Origin of the sequence: Streptomyces bluensis, assembly GCF_014650715.1 — a bacterium.
Taxonomy (GTDB): Bacteria; Actinomycetota; Actinomycetes; order Streptomycetales; family Streptomycetaceae; genus Streptomyces; species Streptomyces bluensis.
The window spans coordinates 18,024-33,714 of sequence record NZ_BMVM01000013.1; the positions used below are offsets into that span (position 1 = coordinate 18,024).

Sequence of the window (15,691 nt, forward strand, 5' to 3'; positions counted from 1 at the left end):
GAGCGGGTCCGGACTGCGCGGCCCGGGAAGGAGCACGCCTGAGGCCATCGCGTCGGCCAAACGAGTCGGCCAGACCAGTCGGCCATACGAAGGGACAGTGACGTGCGAGCACGGGGCATCAACTACGACACCGGGTTCCTCCCCGGTCAGGACCTCTCCCGCAAGGCCTTCAGCGCTGAGACGGTGCGGCGGGACATGGCGGTGATCTCCGGAGATCTCCACTGTGATGCCGTCCGTGTGTCCGGGCGCGACCCCGAACGGCTGGGCATTGCCGCCCGGCACGCCGCGGACGCCGGACTGGAAGTCTGGTTCGCCCCTTTCCCCGTGGACCTTCCCCCCGACCGGTTGCCGCCGTTCTTCGCCGACTGCGCCCGCCGGGCCGAAGCCGTACGACAGTCCGGCGCCGACGTGGTGTACGTCGCCGGGTGCGAGATCACCGCCTTCTGCGGCGGCTTCATCCCGGGCGACACCTACGGCGACCGTCTGCGGGCCATGGCCACGGCCGACATGGAATGGTGGTCCTCTCTCGGCCCGGTGCAGGAGCGCTTCAACGACTTCCTCGCTCACGTCGCCACCACCGTCCGCACGCGTTTCGGCGGGCGGGTCACCTACGCCTCCGCTCCCTGGGAGTTCGTCGACTGGCGTCCTTTCGACGTCGTCGGCATCGACGCCTACCGGGCCGTCTACAACGCCGACGTCTTCCGGGACGAACTGCGCGGGCACTTCGCCCACGGCAAGCCCGTCGCGGTGACCGAGTACGGCACCTGCGCGTACCGGGGCGCCGGCGCACTCGGCGGCATGGCCTGGCAGGTGCCGAACGGCGCGATACCGGACGAGGAGGAGCAGGTGGGCTACTTCACCGAGCTGCTGGACATCTTCGAGGAGGAGGGAGTGGACACCGCGCTCTGGTTCACCTTCGCCGGTTACAGCAGGCCCGGCCCCCACGATCTCGGCTCCTACGGCGTGGTCCGCATGCTCGACGAGACCCGCTGGGAACCGAAGAAGGTGTTCCACACGATGGCGGCCAGGTACCGGCGCCGCTGAAGCGGTGGGCCCGGCCTCCCACCTGAGCGGGGCGTGCTGCGACACGCAGGCCCGGGGAACGTGCGGCGAAGGCTCCGGACACAGGCACGGTTTTCTGGGTACTCGCCGCTCACGGACCCTTCTGAGGAGATGACCAGGATGCTGATCATCGGAGTGATCCTCCTCGCGGCCACGGGCGCCTTCACCGGCCTGCTGATCGCCTACAACCTGTCCGGCGGCCCCGAGTACACCGTGTCGTTGTTCGGCCAGCACATCACCACCATGAACCCCCTCGCGATCTTCTGCTCGGGTCTGGCCCTGGCCCTCATCTTCTGTCTGGGCCTCGCCCTGGTGCTGGCAGGGAGCGGGGCGGCACACGCCCGGCACCGCAGACCGCGGGCGTCCAACGGGTCGTACGACACCACCCCCCTCCACGGGGAGGGAACCGGCGACGACCATGGTCGGTGATCCGGACGACGATGTGCAGGCACGGCGGCAGGGCGTCGCCGGTCACCGCGCGGTGCCGCACACCGCCGACATCCGCGTCGAGGCCTGGGGAGCGAGCCGGGAACGCTGTCTGGCGGAGGCTGTGCTGGGCATGGTCGAGTGCTTCGCCGACGTCTCCGCGGTGCGGCCCACAGCCGTGGAGCGCGTCCGGCTGGCCGAGGACAGCGACGACGAGCTGCTGGCCGCACTCCTGGACGAGGTCCTCTTCCGGCTGGAGGTGCGCGGCAGGGTGCCCGTGGATGTCGAGGTGGACACGGCCGACGACGCCGACGGCGGTCTCGACGTACGGCTGGCCGTCGCCGACCTGGCGGCGGTGGAGATCACCGGCGCCGCGCCGAAGGCCGTCTCGTGGCACGAACTGCGTATCGGGCCGGGCCCGTACGGCTGGTCGTGCGCGGTGACCATCGACGCCTGAGGCGCGTGCGCGCGGGCGCGCGGGCGACACAGGGACACCGGGTGAGTGCGGCTCTTCAGCCCTTGACCACGCCCAGCGGGACCAGCCGCGCCACCGTGCGGCACAGCCCGGCCCGTTCGCTGGCCGCCACCACCGCGCTCACGTCCTTGTACGCCTCCGGGGCCTCCTCGGACAGTCCTCGCCAGGACCGTGGCCGTACGGCGATGCCGTCCCGTTCCAGACGGGCCCCCAGTTCCCGGCCGACGACGGTGCGCGCGGCCCGGTGGCGGCTCCACACGCGGCCCGCGCCGTGGCAGGTGGAGAAGAAGGCGTCCCCGCCGGGCACGCCCGCGAGCACGTACGAGGCCGTGCCCATGGTGCCGGGGATCAGGACGGGCTGGCCGACCGCCCGCACGTCCTCGGGCAGGTCGGGATGTCCGGGCGGGAAGGCGCGGGTGGCGCCCTTGCGGTGCACGCACAGCCGGCGCCGTGTCCCGCCCACCGCATGGGTCTCGATCTTGGCGAGGTTGTGGGACACGTCGTACACCAGCGTCAGCCGGGCGCCCGCGGCGCGTTGGAAGACCCGGCGGGCCGCGTCGGACAGGAACTGGCGGTTCGCGCGCCCGTAGTTCGCGGCCGCGGCCATCGCGCCCAGGTACGCGCGCCCCTCCGGCGAGTCCACGGGGGTGCAGGCCAGCTGCCGGTCGGGCACGGTGATGCCGTACCGGGCCATGGCACGGTCCATCGCCCTGACGTGGTCGGTGCAGATCTGGTGGCCGAGGCCGCGCGAGCCGCAGTGGATCATCACGCACACCTGGTCCGGGGCCAGTCCGAACGCGGCGGCGGCCGTCTCGTCGTACACCTCGGCGACCCGCTGCACTTCCAGGAAGTGGTTGGCGGAGCCGAGACTGCCGACCTGCCGTATGCCCCGCTCCCGGGCCCGCTCGCCGACCCGGGTCACATCGGCGTCGGCGACCGCGCCGCCGTCCTCGCAGCGGGCCAGGTCACGGTCCTCGCCGTATCCCTCGGCGACGGCGTACCGGGAGCCGCCCTCAAGGAGGCGCTCCAGCTGCCCTTGGCCCGTCGGCCGCCACACGCCGCCGGGTCCCGCGCCGCGCGGGATCGCCCGGTCCAGGCCGTCCATGACCGCGGGCAGTGCGGACCGCAGCGCCCGCCGGTCGGTGTCGGCGACCAGCAGCCGCACCCCGCAGGAGATGTCGAATCCGACCCCGCCGGGCGAGACGACACCGCCCTCCTCCACGTCGGTCGCGGCCACACCGCCGATGGGGAAGCCGTAGCCCCAGTGGATGTCCGGCATGGCGTACGAGGCACCGACGATGCCCGGCAGGGTGGCCACGTTGACGACCTGCTTCAGCGATTGTTCGGCGTCGCCGAGCAGGTCCCGGGAGGCGAACACCACGCCGGGCACCCGCATCGGCCCCCGGCGTTCGATACGGAAGCGCCAGGGCCGCTCCTCGACCAGTTCCATCGCGACCTCCCACCGCACCGTCGCTCGCGTTGCCTCTGTTCCTGTCCGCTGTTCCTTTCCGCTGTTCCTGTCCGCGGTACCCGTGCCGGGTGCCGCCCTACCGGATCTGGGGCGGGCATGGGTGAATCGTCCCGGGGGCGCCTTACTGTGGGGACATGGGCGGCGACGTGGTGACGCTGTTCCTGTGCGGCGATGTGATGCTCGGGCGCGGCGTCGACCAGATCCTCGCGCACCCCGGTGATCCGGCACTGCGGGAGGACTACGTCGCGGACGCCCGGGGCTACGTCCGGCTCGCGGAGTCGGCGAGCGGCCCGATCCCCGCCCCGGTCGACCCCTCCTGGCCGTGGGGCGAGGCACTGCGGGTCCTGGAGGAGGCCGCCCCGGACGCCCGGATCGTGAACCTGGAGACGTCCGTGACACGGCGTGACGCGTTCGCGCACGGCAAGGCGGTCCACTACCGGATGCACCCGGCGAACCTGGCCGCGCTGACGGTGGCCCGGCCCGACGTGTGCGTCCTGGCCAACAACCACGTGCTGGACTTCGGCCGCCCGGGCCTGACCGAGACGCTCGACTCGCTGGCCCGCGCGGGCCTGCGCGTGGTGGGCGCCGGCCGGGACGCCGACGAGGCGTACGCGCCCGCGGCGGTGCCGGTCGCGGGCGGGGGCCGGGTGCTGGTGTTCGCCCTGGGGGCGCGGTGCAGCGGCATCCCACCGGACTGGGCGGCGACCGCGGAGACGTCCGGCGTCGCGTACGTCCCCGATCTGTCGGTGACCACGGCCGACGCGGTGGCCCGGCACGTACGGCAGGCGAAACGTCCGGGTGACATCGCGGTGGTGTCCGTGCACTGGGGCTCCAACTGGGGATACCGGATCTCCCGGGAACAGCTCCGCTTCGCGCACGCCCTGGTGGACGGCGGCGTCGACGTCGTCCACGGTCACTCCTCGCACCACCCGCGGCGCCTGGAGGTGTACCACGACCGGCTGATCCTGCACGGCTGCGGCGACTTCATCGACGACTACGAGGGCATCGGCGGGTACGAGGAGTACCGCGACGATCTCCGGCTCGTCCACCTGGTCTCGGTGGCCGCGGACACGGGGCGGCTCACCGGCCTGCGCATGGTGCCCCTTCGGGCCCGGCGGATGCGGCTGGAGCCCGCGCCGGACGAGGACCGCGCCTGGCTGCGGGCGACCCTCGACCGCATCAGCGACGGCGTCCGGATCACCCTGGCGTCGGACGGCACGCTCGCGCTGGCGCATCCCACGACCACGTCCGGCACAGGAGAAGGCCCCGGACAGGCGGGCGGCGGATGAACCTCCGGTTGCGGCTGACCCTGCTCGGCGTGGGCGCGATGAACTCGCCGCGGTTCGCGCCCGCGGGGCTGCTGCTGCGCTGCGCCCGGCAGCGCGTCGCCTTCGACGGCGGGCCGGGGGCGGAACCGCCGCCGGGGCGGCTGGCCGGCTGGCTGGTCACCGACGAGCAGGCGGAACTGCGGTCCGCGCTGCGCCGGAGCGCGAGCGCCCGGGGTGTCCGGATCCGGGCCGGTGACCTGGATCTGGGCACCGTCCGGGTGCGCCGCACCGTGCGGGTGCGCTGTCTGCCGGTGGAGCACACGTCGCATCCCGCGTACGGCTACCGCATCGAGGCGGGCGGGCAGGTCGTGGTGTGGGCGCCGGAGTTCTGGGAGTTCCCCGAATGGGCCGCGGGCGCGGACCTCATGTTCGCCGAGGCCGCCGCCTGGAACCGGCCGATACGGTTCCGGGGCGGCGTCGGGGGCCACGCGAGCGTGCACGACGTCGCCGACCGCGCCGTACGGCTCGGGGTGCGGCGGCTGGTGCTGGCCCATATCGGACGGCCCACGCTGCGGGCGATCGACGCCGGGGCACGGCCGCCGTTCGGTGAGTGGGGTGTCGAGGGCCGCACCTACTCCCTGGGCTTCACCGCACCTGATTCCTGAGCCCCGCCCCCGGGTCACCGGATCGCCACGGCCGGGGCGCCCGGCGTCGCCGTCGAACGCGGTGCGTTTCCGCAGGTGGGAGCCGGGCGGACCGGCCGGCGGAGCGGTACGCGGGCGGGGCGAGGCGGGCGTTCCCGCTCGCTCGTCGGGGCGAGTTGGGCCACGCTGAGATGCGGACGGAGACACGGACGGAGGAGCGGGCAGCCTCCCCCGACGGCCTCGACTCCACCGACCCGACCCCACCGACTCGACTCGACCGACTCGACCCGACTGCGCCGACTCGACTTCGCCGACTTGACTCCGATGCGACGGGAGCCCACCGGATGAACACTGCCCCACCGGAGCCACCCCCCGGCGCCCCGGGCACGCACGCCCGGCCGCGCATCGGCCTGCTCGGCTCGTACGGCGGCTTCAACATGGGCGACGAGTCCATCCTGACCTGCTTGCTGGGCTGTCTGCGCACCCAGCGCCCACAGGCCCGGCTCGTCGTCTTCAGCCGGAACGCCGCCCACACACGCGCCCACCACCACGATGCCGACGAGGTGGTCGACTGGGAGGGCGTCAGCCGCAACCACGTGCTGGACGCGCTGACCGGACTGGACCTGCTGGTGCTGGGCGGCGGCGGCATCCTCTTCGACGGCGAGGCCCGCCGCTATCTGCGGCTGGTGCGGGCGGCGCAGGAACACGGCGTGCGCACGTTCGCCTACGCCGTCGGTGCCGGCCCGCTGCGGGAGCCCGACGACCGGGAGGCGGTGCGCACCGTCCTCGCGGAGATGGACGACGTCGTGGTGCGGGACGAGGAGTCCCGGCTCGTCCTGGAGGAGGTCGGCGTCGAGCGGGAGATCGTCGTCACCGCGGATCCCGCGCTGCTGCTGGCATCGGAGACGTTCACCGACCAGATGATGAGCGACGAGGGCATGCCCGCCGGCGTCCGGCTGGTGGGGATGTCCGTGCGGGAGCCGGGCCGGGCGGCGGAGAACCTGGACGAGGGCGGCTACCACGCGCTGCTCGCCGACGTCGCCGACTTCCTCGTGCGGCGCCTGGACGCACACGTGGTGTTCCTGCCGATGGAGCGCCACGACGTGCGGCACGCCCACGCCGTGCTGTCCCATATGACGGCCCCCGACAAGGGGCGCATCCTGCACGGGACCTACAGTCCGGGACAGCTCCTCGGTTTCATGCGCCACCTGGACCTGGCCGTCGGCATGCGCCTGCACTTCGTGATCTTCGCCGCGCTGTCCGGGCTGCCGGTGCTGCCGCTGCCGTACTCCGGCAAGGTCTTCGACTTCGCGCGCCGGATCGGGGCGCCGGCCCTGGTGGGGGTGGCGCGGGAGCAGGCCGGGCTGCTGCTGGCGGAGGTGGACCGGCTCTGGGACGAGTATCCGCAGCGCCGTGCGGTACTGCAGTCCCGGGTGCGGGAGCTGCGCACGCTCGCCGAGGAGACCTGCATCCGGTGCGGGAACCTGCTCGACGACATCGAGGCGGCCGAGTACACGGAAGCGCGACAGTCGCCGCCCCAAGCGTCAGAGGTACGCCCGCTGAGCGCCTGACCTGCCCGGATGTGGACCGGACCCACCAGGGCCCAGCCCGCGGAGGACCCCGATGCCGATCCTGGAAGAGCCCCGAGACCCCCGTACTGTCACGCTGCCGCCGCGGCCCGCCCGGCACGGGGGCCGTACCGGCGTCCTGGTGGTGGGCGGCGGGCCCGCCGGGTGCGCCGCCGCGATCGCCGCGGCCGACGCGGGGGCCGACGTCGTGCTCGTCGAACGCCACGGGTTCCTCGGCGGCAACGCGACCGCGGCGCTGGTCATGCCGCTGATGTCGTTCCACAACGAGCACAAGCAGGCCGCGTTCACCGAGTCCGGGGACGTCACCCGGCTGCTGCCCACCGACCACGGCGAGGGCGAACCGGTCGTCGCGGGCGTCCTGTGGCGGCTCCTCGACCGGCTCACGGCGCGCGGCGGCTGCGTCCCGCCGTCCCTGAAGACCGGGTACACCGTGCCCTTCGACCCGGAGATCTTCAAGCTGGTCCTGCTCGACCTGATGGACGAGGCGGGTGTGCGGATGCTGTTCCACTCCTTCGCCTCGTCCGCGCTGCCCCTGGACGACGGCTGGCGGGTCGTCTTCGAGACCAAGTCCGGGCCGGTGGTGATCGACGCCGGGGTGGTGGTGGACGGCACGGGAGACGGTGATGTCGCGGCCGCCTGCGGGGCCCGGTACGAGATCGGCCGCCCGGAGGACGGGCTGGTGCAGCCGATGACGCTGATGTTCCGCGTCGCGCAGTTCCTGCCGGAGCGGTTCGCCGAGTACGTGCGCGAGCACCCCGACCAGTGGCGCGGCGTGCACGGGCTGTGGGACCTCGTGAAGGAGGCCACGGCGGACGGCGAGCTGCAACTCCCGCGCGAGGACATCCTGTTCTTCGCCACACCGCATCGGGCCGAGGTCAGCGTCAACAGCACCCGTATGACCAAGGTGCTCGGCATCAACGTGTGGGACCTCACCCGGGCCGAGTACACCGCCCGCCGGCAAATGGAACAGATCGACCACTTCCTGCGCACGCATGTGCCCGGCTTCGAGGACTCCTACGTCGTGCAGAGCGGCACCCACATCGGTGTCCGCGAGAGCCGCCGTATCGTCGGCGACTACCAGCTGACCGGTCACGACGTCCTGGCCGCCCGGTCCTTCCCGGACGTGATCGCCCACGGCGCCTACCCGGTCGACATCCACAACCCGGAGGGCACCGGCACCCTCCTCAGGCGCGTGCCGGCCGGCCGTTTCTACGACATCCCGTTGCGCTGCCTGCTGCCCCGGGGAGCCGACCGCCTGCTGGTGGCCGGCCGCTGCATCTCCGGTACGCACGTGGCGCACTCCTCGTACCGGGTGATGCCCATCGCCATGGCGACCGGCCAGGCGGCCGGAGCGTGCGCGGCGCTGTCCGTCCACGAGGGACGCGCGCCGCGGGACGTGCCCGCCTTTCTCGTCCAGCAGGAACTGCTGCGGCAGGGCGCCCAGCTGCACACCGGGATGCCGGTGCCCGACTGAGGGTGCGACTCACGCTCTCACTTCCGGCTAAGGGGCTCCGCCTTGCAGGGACTTCAGCCGCTCGACACACCACTGCCGGGCGGCGACGGCGACCTCTTCCAGCGCACCGGGTTCTTCGAACAGGTGGGTGGCCCCGGGCACGATGTGCAGCGAGTGGGGGCTGCGCAGCCGCCCGGCCGCCTCCTCGTTGAGCCGCAGCACCACCTCGTCGTCGCCGCCGACGATCAGCAGCACCGGTGCCCGTACGGCCTCCAGGGCGTCCTCGGCCAGATCGGGCCGGCCGCCCCGCGACACCACGGTCAGCACGCGGTCCGGGCGCTCGGCGGCGGCGACCAGGGCCGCGGCCGCGCCGGTGCTGGCACCGAAGAGGACGACCGGGAGCCCCTGGGTGTCGTGCTGCCTGTCCAGCCAGTCGATCGCGGCCACCAGACGGCGGCCCAGGAACGGGATGTCGAAGCGGTGCTCACCCGTCATGGCGTCGACGCGTTCCTCCCGCTCGTTGAGCAGATCCATCAGCAGGGTGCCCAGTCCGGTGGCCCGCAGCTCCGCGGCCACCATCCGGTTGCGCGGGCTGTGCCGGGAGCTGCCGCTGCCGTGCGCGAACAGCACCACCGCCCGGGCCCGCTCCGGCACGATCAGGTCGCCCGGGAGCGTCCCTCCGTCGGTGGGCACCAGAACCATCTCGGAGATCATCGGGATCCCTTCTTCCCAGGTCGGCCGAGCCCGCGGATCGATGTGTCCGGGTCCTCCCCACCGCGTACCCACGTCCCGCCCGTCGTCACAGCCCCGCGCCCCCGAGGCAGGGCCTTCGGCCTCTAGGCCCTGTCGTCAAACTCCCGCCTGCCCCGCGACGTCTGGCACGCACTCCCCCACTGCCTTAAGGGCGTGGGGGCACCCCCACGCCGCGTTGCCGGAAAGCCCTAGTAGCTCCTCCCCCACGCTCGGCTTCGCTCGCGCGGGGGCACCCCCATCGAGGACTTTCCGGCGCCTTGCGATCGCACGCACCAGACGCCGCGGGGCCCGCCCTCCGGGCGGACGACGGGAGTTTGACGACAGGGCCTAGAGGGTGCGGGGGCGCGGTGGGCGGGGCCTGGTTACGACAACTGCGATCGCACCTGCGCGGAGATCAGCTCCAGGTGGTCGAGGTCGTCGAGGTCGAGGACCTGGAGGTAGATCCGCTGGGAGCCGGCGGCCTGGTAGCGGCCGATCCTGTCGACGACCTCGGCCGGGGAACCGGCGAGCCCGTTGGCCTTGAGCTCGTCGACCTGGCGGCCGATCGCGGCGGCGCGGCGGGCGACTTCGGCGTCGTCCTTGCCGACGCAGACGACCAGCGCGTTCGAGTACACCAGGTCGTCGCCCCTGCGTCCGGCCTCCTCGGCCGCCGCGCGCACCCGCCCGAACTGCCGCTCGCTGTCCTCGATCGACGCGAACGGCATGTTGAACTCGTCGGCGTACTGCCCGGCGAGGCGGGGCGTACGGCTCGCACCGTGCCCGCCGATGAGCACCGGCACCTTGGCCTGTGCGGGCTTGGGCAGCGCGGGCGAGTCGGTCAACTGGTAGTAGGTGCCCTCGTAGCTGAAGGTCTTGCCGACCTCCGTCGCCCACAGCCCGGTGACGATGGCGAGCTGCTCCTCAAGACGGGCGAACTTCTCCTTCGGGAACGGGATGCCGTACGCCTTGTGTTCCTCCTCGAACCAGCCCGCGCCCAGGCCGAGTTCGACGCGTCCGCCCGACATCTGGTCGACCTGGGCGACCTGGATGGCGAGGACACCGGGCAGGCGGAAGGTCCCTGCGGTCATCAGGGTGCCGAGCCGGATGCGCTTGGTCTCGCGGGCGAGTCCGGCAAGGGTGATCCAGGCGTCGGTGGGCCCGGGCAGGCCGTCCACGGAGCCCATGCGGAGGTAATGGTCGGAGCGGAAGAACGCGTCGAAACCCAGATCCTCGGTGGCCTTGGCGACGCTGAGAAGGGTGTCGTAGGTCGCCCCCTGCTGGGGCTCGGTGAAGATTCGGAGATCCATGTTCCCCATCCTGCACGCTCGAACACGGGTCAACCCCACCGGTCCCCTCCGTACCCCGCCGTCCCGGTCGAGTGAAATCCCGTCAACCGGGCACCGGCGCGCGAGACCGCTCAGTGACCCGCCCGAGCGGTGATCGTTGGCGTGGGCGGAGCCGGACCCGCCCGGCACCCGTCGCCGGCGGCCGCTGCCGGGACGCCTGCTCAACGCACCCCCGCGCCGGGGGTTGAGGGCCCGAGGAGGCCTTGATGTCCCAGGAAGCCGTGCCGGAACAGGCCGTACCGGAACAGGCCGTGCCCGCACAGCCCAAAGGGCTGCTCCAGCAGATGGAGGAGCTGATGGCGGCCCTCAACGCCGACCTGTCCCAACTCGACGCGGACCTCTCCGGCCCTCGCCCCACCCGCTCGGACGGCCCCGACGCCGCCTGACTCCTCCTCCCGCGCCCGACCCTTCCCGCCTGCGACGCCCGGCTCACGACGGCCGGGCGTTTGCCGTGGGGCGAATCAGCTCGCCTCGCGGTCCGGGACCGCCTGGACCGCCTGGACCGTCTGCTCTCTGACCGCGAGGCGGCGCAGCATCTCCCGAACCCGGTCGCGGGACTCCTCGGCCGCGTCGATCGCCTCCATGCACTGCCAGTACGTCGTCTCGTCGTCGGCCGCGGAGGCTATACCGACGAGCGCTATGCCGACCTCGCCGAGGAGGCCGCCCAGGGTGACGAGGGCCTGGTGGGCGTCGCCCAACTCGGTGAGCTGGGAGGCGCGTAAGGCCCCCACGGACAGCTGCGGTGCGCCGAGGACCCCGCAGCCTCTGCCGGCCAGTTCGGTCAGCCCCAGTGCCTCACCCCGCAGTTCGGGTGGGCCCGCCACCGCCAGTCGGCTGCCGACCGCCTGGGCCAGGGCCTGTGCCTGCCACGCCTCCGTCATGATCTCCCGCTCCTCCTCGCTCCCCACCAGGGCACGCCTGCTCGCCAGGATGAGCCGCATCGCGTCCATGCGAACCGTCCCCGTCTGTCTTGACGCGCTTTTCGCACGTCCGCCCGAACTCCGTTGTCCACTACCCAGAGTGAAGGTATGTGGGACGAAAAGCCAGAGGAAGCCCGAAATCTGTGGACAATCAATTGGCCGTGGACAACTCGGCAACTCCGGAGAGTGACAAACGGATGGATGGAGTCCTATGGGGACCGGTTCCTCCCCTCACTCTCGGGCCCCGTCTCCCCGGGCCCCGGTCTCTCCCGGCGGCGGGAACCTCCGCTCGTTGCGGTCGATCTTCGCGTCCAGCGCGGCCAGCGCGTCGATGCCGAGCACCTCGCAGAGCTGGAGCAAGTACGCCAGCACGTCGGCGACTTCGTCGGTGACACGGTGGGCGGTGTCGGCGTCGTCCATCACGCGCGCCGACTCCTCGGGAGTCAGCCACTGGAAGATCTCCACGAGCTCGGACGCCTCGACACTGAGCGCGGCGACGAGGTTCTTCGGGGTGTGGTACTGCTGCCAGTCGCGGGCGGCCGCGAAGTCGGCGAGCCGTCGCTGGAGGCCCGCCACATCCAGTTCGTTCACGGGTGCAGGTCTATCACCCGGCCCCCCAGGGCCTGTCGTTCGGATCACCTCCTGCACGCGTCCAGGTCCACCACGGTCAGCCCGGCCACCCCCGCGGCCCACGACGCGTCGCTCACCGCCCCCACCAGCCGGATGTGTCCGCGCGCCCCCATGCGCACCGCGAGCCGGGCCAGCTCTCCCGCCTGCCGCGCGTCGAGAGCGTGGTCGAAACCGTCCGCGAGAACGGTCAGCGACTGGAGCGCCGCGGGAACCTCGCCCACCGGGTCGACTTCCAGGACCCCGGGTCCCGTCATCAGCACCAGGGCCAGCCCCAGGTACCTCAACTCCCCGTCGCCCAGCATCCCGAGCGGTGTCCGCACCCCGTCGCCCCGGTCCAGCAGCGCCCGTAGCCTCCCGCCGTCCAGCCGCTGCGCCAGCACGTCCGCGACCGGCCCCGCGCACCCGGCGTGGGCCGCCGCGACGAGCTGCGCGTGCCGCCGCCCGCACTCCGTGCGCGTACGCCACAGCACCTCGGCGAGGTTGCCGCAGTCGCGCAGCAGCCGTCCCGCGCCGAGCCGTACCGCGGCCCGCATGGGTTCCGGCCGGGGATCGCAGACGAACACGGACCGCAGGGCGACGACCGTCTGCTCGGCGGCGGCGAGCACCCGGCGCTGGCCCTCGGTCCTGCCGGCGACGCGCAGGGGCAGCAGAGCGGTGCCGAGCCGATCGTCGGGGAGCGGGCCCCGGGTGACCGGCGCCGAACCCGCCGTGTGCCAGGCCCCCTGGACGACGGGGCGGCTCGGGTCACGCAGGGCCGTCTCCAGCAGGATCCGCCCGTCGGACGTCAACCGCTCGCCCACGATGCGCAGTTCGGGCTCGGCCTGGACCGCGATATCGAGCCGTACGGGTCCCTCGGGGCCGTCGGCCGTGCAGCCGATGCGGAAGCCGCGCCGGCGCTGGGCGTCGGGCCGGGCCCGCTCGGGCACGCACGCGACCGGGTCGGGGAACACCTCCCCCAGCGCGGCCCCGCCACCCAGCCGGGCCAGCGCCTCGTACGCCCGCAGAGCGGTGGACTTGCCGCTGCCGCTGCTCCCGGCGAGGAGGGTCACCGGCCCCAGCGGGAACGCGGCGCTCCGGTGCCCGGCGAAGGCGGAGAGCCGTAGCTCGGTGACACCGGGCCGCTCCGAGCGCGTCCCCTCCCCCGTCGGCTGGGCGGATGACGGCTGCGCGGGCGATGGCTGAGGCTGCGTGATCACGCACGGACCGTAGTCACCCGCCGGGCGGAGGAACCGTTCCGCCATGGTGACCTTCCTACGATCGAGGGACCGCGCGCGATCCGCCGACGCCGCGTCACACCCCGGGGACCCCGGCCCCCTCCATGAGCCCCCGCACCTCGGTCCCCGGCGGCGTGAGAAGGAACACGTTCCGGTCGACCCGGTGCATCCCGCTCGCCAGGCCGAAGACGACACCCGTGCTGAAGTCCAGCACCCGCTTGGCGACCTCGGTCTCGGCGCCCGAGAGGTCGAGCAGCACCGGAATGCCCGCCATCAGCGTCTCCGCGACGTCGCGGGCGTCCGCGAACACGTTGACCCGCAGCACCACGAAGCGGCGCCGTGCCTCCGTGTCGGCGTCGGGTAGCGAGCGGTGGCCGACCGCCGACGGCCATGCGTCCCGGCCCCGCAACGGCACGACCTGGGCGAGCCCCTCCCACTGCTCGTCGGTGACATCGTGACTGTTCACCGGACCTCCCCCTGGCTCGCACTCAATGTCTGCACCAGTCAATTCTTACGCATGGTCACCCGTTCGGCCCAACAGTGACACGGACCGCTACGTCGCCAAGCGCACAACGGCCGGAATACGTCACTCCTCAGCCCTCATGCCGTCGCCGCCGCTCAGATCCACCCCTGCTGCCATGCGTGGTGGGCGGCGGCGTGGCGGGTGGGGGCGCCCAGCTTGGACATCGCGGCGGAGAGGTAGTTGCGGACCGTGCCCGGTGCCAGGTGGACCCGGGTGGCGATCTCGGCGACCGACGCCCCCGTACGGGCCGCGCGCAGGACCTCCAGTTCGCGGTCGCTCAGGGGGCAGTCGTCCTCGGTGAGCGCGGCGGCGGCGATGTCGGGGTCGACGTAACGGCGCCCGGCGGCGATGTCGCGAATGATGTCGGCCAGCCTCGCGGCGGGCGTCGTCTTGGGGACGAAGCCGCGTACGCCCGCGGACAGGGCGCGGCGCAGGACGGCGGGGCGGGCGTGCCGGGTGACCATGACGATCAGGGTGGGCAGTTGCGCGGCCCGGATCTCCTCGGCGGCGCGCAGCCCGTCCGTGGGCGGCATCTCCAGGTCGAGCACGGCGATGTCGGGGCTGTGCTCGCGGGCGAGCCGTACCGCGTCGGTGGAGGTGGACGCCTCGGCCACCACCGTGAGGTCGTCCTCCAGCGCCAGCAGTGCGGCCAGGGCGCTGCGCAGGAGATCCTCGTCGTCGGCGATCAGCAGCCGGATCACCGGGCCGCTCCGTTCGCCGAGGGGGTCGACGACGGCAGTACCGAGTCGGCCGGCAGCGTCGCCACCACCACGAAACGGTCGCCGTCCCGGTCCCACGTCAACTCGCCGCCGGCCGCGCGCAGTCGCTCTCGCAGGGCGGTCAGCCCGGTGCCCTCGGCGCCTGCGGGATACGCGTCGGCTCCGTCGTTGCTCACCCGCAGCCGTGCGAGACCCCCGGTGACGCGGTGGTCGACCTCGGCGTGCCGGGCGTGGCTGTGCCGGAGCACGTTGGTGACGGCCTCGCGCATCACCAGGCCCAGCAGATGGCGGGCGGGGTCGGGGAGGCCGGCGGTGGCGGCCGTGGGGTCGAGGACCATCCGGGCGTCGATGCCGGCCGCCGCCAGCACCCGGACCGCGCCCGCGATCTCGTCGTCCAGCGTCGTACGCCGGTATCCGTGCACCACGGCCCGTGTGTCGCGCAGGGCGTCCGCGGACAGCCGCCGCACCTCGCGCATCTCCGCGGCGGCCCGTGCCGGGGCCACCTCGGCGAGCCGGGCCGCCAACTCGCTCTTGAGGGCGATGACCTGGAGGTGGTGCCCCTGGATGTCGTGCAGGTCCGCGGCGAACCGCAGCCGTTCGTCCTTGACCGCCAGCTCCGCCTCCAGTCGCCGCGCCCGGTCCAGCCGCCCCGCGACATCCCACGCCCACAGAGGACCGAGCACCGTCCACACGGTGAACGCGACCAGTCCGGCGGGGAACAGCGCGGCGTACGCCAGTTCGCCGTCTCCCTCGGCCAGGCTCACGGCACCGCCCGGCAGGAGCGCGAGGAGCGTGGCGCCGCCGATCAGCCACCGTCTGGGGCGCACCGGGAGATATGTCGCGCCGATCGCCACCGTCACCGCGGGCGCGACCGCCCACACGCCGTGGGTGCGCCAGGCCAGCGGGAGCACGGCGAGTACGACCGTGGCCGCGCCCGCGGCCAACAGCCAGCCGAGGGGCGGGAGTTCAGGGCGGCCGTCGTCCGCGGCCCCGTGCGCGAGCCGTCCGCTGAGCAGTACCAGGCACGCCGCCGTCTCGGTCGCCAGTGCCGCGACGGCCAGGACGCGGGCCCAGGCGGGCAGGTCGCCGTCCACGATCCAGGAGCCGACCAGCGACACCAGTACGGCCCCCGCGGTGCCCGGGACGGCCCACCACGTGTAGCGCCGGAAACTCGTCAGTCCCGCCGCGCGTTCCCTCGCCCCGTCATGCACCTGGCCAT

17 protein-coding genes are annotated in these 15,691 nt (G+C 73.1%); 8 read left to right on the top strand and 9 right to left on the bottom strand.

Going from position 1 to position 15,691, the window contains the following annotated elements; translation table 11 throughout:
- Positions 1–102 precede the first annotated feature (102 nt).
- The 3 genes from IE262_RS27580 to IE262_RS27590 all read left to right on the top strand — a co-directional run bounded on the left by IE262_RS27580 (position 103) and on the right by IE262_RS27590 (position 1,945).
- The gene (locus tag IE262_RS27580) at positions 103–1,044 is read left to right on the top strand and encodes a glycoside hydrolase family 113 protein (protein ID WP_189877490.1); all 942 of its coding nucleotides are present in this window, start codon (positions 103–105) and stop codon (positions 1,042–1,044) included.
- 138 nt (positions 1,045–1,182) lie between these two features.
- A complete protein-coding gene (locus tag IE262_RS27585) occupies positions 1,183–1,491 on the top strand; it encodes a hypothetical protein (protein ID WP_229877529.1) in 309 nt (102 codons plus the stop codon).
- Positions 1,481–1,945: an archease gene (locus tag IE262_RS27590; protein WP_189877491.1), complete on the top strand. Its 465-nt coding sequence runs from the start codon at positions 1,481–1,483 to the stop codon at positions 1,943–1,945. Before IE262_RS27585 ends, IE262_RS27590 begins: the two co-directional genes overlap by 11 nt.
- 55 nt (positions 1,946–2,000) lie before the next feature.
- Here the strand turns inward: IE262_RS27590 and IE262_RS27595 are convergent, their stop codons facing one another.
- Positions 2,001–3,413, bottom strand: coding sequence for an RtcB family protein (locus tag IE262_RS27595; RefSeq protein WP_189877492.1), 1,413 nt, complete (start codon positions 3,411–3,413; stop codon positions 2,001–2,003).
- Positions 3,414–3,568: 155 nt separating this feature from the next.
- On the opposite strand from IE262_RS27595, the gene IE262_RS27600 reads away from it, so the two are divergent.
- The 4 genes from IE262_RS27600 to IE262_RS27615 all read left to right on the top strand — a co-directional run bounded on the left by IE262_RS27600 (position 3,569) and on the right by IE262_RS27615 (position 8,409).
- Positions 3,569–4,723 carry a CapA family protein gene (locus IE262_RS27600; protein WP_189877494.1) on the top strand — a complete coding sequence of 385 codons (1,155 nt, stop codon included), beginning with the start codon at positions 3,569–3,571 and terminating at the stop codon, positions 4,721–4,723.
- A complete protein-coding gene (locus IE262_RS27605; protein ID WP_134040625.1) occupies positions 4,720–5,367 on the top strand; it encodes an MBL fold metallo-hydrolase in 648 nt (215 codons plus the stop codon). The genes IE262_RS27600 and IE262_RS27605 overlap by 4 nt, the downstream gene beginning before the upstream one ends.
- A 323-nt stretch (positions 5,368–5,690) precedes the next feature.
- Positions 5,691–6,917 (top strand): polysaccharide pyruvyl transferase family protein, encoded by a 1,227-nt coding sequence (locus IE262_RS27610; protein ID WP_189877496.1) that lies wholly within the window; start codon positions 5,691–5,693, stop codon positions 6,915–6,917.
- Between the two features lie 52 nt (positions 6,918–6,969).
- On the top strand, positions 6,970–8,409 hold the full coding sequence (locus tag IE262_RS27615; protein WP_189877498.1) for an FAD-dependent oxidoreductase: 1,440 nt from the start codon (positions 6,970–6,972) through the stop codon (positions 8,407–8,409).
- Between the two features lie 27 nt (positions 8,410–8,436).
- On the opposite strand, the gene IE262_RS27620 is transcribed toward IE262_RS27615, so the two are convergent.
- Together IE262_RS27620 and IE262_RS27625 are read right to left on the bottom strand one after the other, a co-directional pair.
- Positions 8,437–9,102: a dienelactone hydrolase family protein gene (locus IE262_RS27620; RefSeq protein WP_189877500.1), complete on the bottom strand. Its 666-nt coding sequence runs from the start codon at positions 9,100–9,102 to the stop codon at positions 8,437–8,439.
- Between the two features lie 401 nt (positions 9,103–9,503).
- Positions 9,504–10,427 (bottom strand): LLM class F420-dependent oxidoreductase, encoded by a 924-nt coding sequence (locus tag IE262_RS27625; protein ID WP_134040621.1) that lies wholly within the window; start codon positions 10,425–10,427, stop codon positions 9,504–9,506.
- Positions 10,428–10,672: 245 nt separating this feature from the next.
- Here IE262_RS27625 and IE262_RS27630 point away from each other — a divergent pair, with 245 nt between their 5' ends.
- Positions 10,673–10,852, top strand: coding sequence for a hypothetical protein (locus IE262_RS27630; protein WP_134040620.1), 180 nt, complete (start codon positions 10,673–10,675; stop codon positions 10,850–10,852).
- Between the two features lie 75 nt (positions 10,853–10,927).
- Here the strand turns inward: IE262_RS27630 and IE262_RS27635 are convergent, their stop codons facing one another.
- The 6 genes from IE262_RS27635 to IE262_RS27660 all read right to left on the bottom strand — a co-directional run bounded on the left by IE262_RS27635 (position 10,928) and on the right by IE262_RS27660 (position 15,683).
- Positions 10,928–11,416 (bottom strand): DUF6099 family protein, encoded by a 489-nt coding sequence (locus IE262_RS27635; RefSeq protein WP_134040619.1) that lies wholly within the window; start codon positions 11,414–11,416, stop codon positions 10,928–10,930.
- 201 nt (positions 11,417–11,617) lie between these two features.
- Positions 11,618–11,977, bottom strand: a complete 360-nt coding sequence (locus IE262_RS27640) for a nucleotide pyrophosphohydrolase (RefSeq protein ID WP_189877502.1) — start codon at positions 11,975–11,977, stop codon at positions 11,618–11,620.
- A gap of 44 nt (positions 11,978–12,021) precedes the next feature.
- A complete protein-coding gene (locus IE262_RS27645; protein ID WP_373305154.1) occupies positions 12,022–13,257 on the bottom strand; it encodes an AAA family ATPase in 1,236 nt (411 codons plus the stop codon).
- Positions 13,258–13,306: 49 nt separating this feature from the next.
- Positions 13,307–13,696, bottom strand: a complete 390-nt coding sequence (locus IE262_RS27650; protein WP_189877506.1) for a cell division protein SepF — start codon at positions 13,694–13,696, stop codon at positions 13,307–13,309.
- 152 nt (positions 13,697–13,848) lie between these two features.
- Positions 13,849–14,454: a response regulator transcription factor gene (locus IE262_RS27655; protein WP_189877508.1), complete on the bottom strand. Its 606-nt coding sequence runs from the start codon at positions 14,452–14,454 to the stop codon at positions 13,849–13,851.
- Positions 14,451–15,683, bottom strand: a complete 1,233-nt coding sequence (locus IE262_RS27660) for a sensor histidine kinase (RefSeq protein ID WP_189877511.1) — start codon at positions 15,681–15,683, stop codon at positions 14,451–14,453. Before IE262_RS27660 ends, IE262_RS27655 begins: the two co-directional genes overlap by 4 nt.
- Positions 15,684–15,691 lie beyond the last annotated feature (8 nt).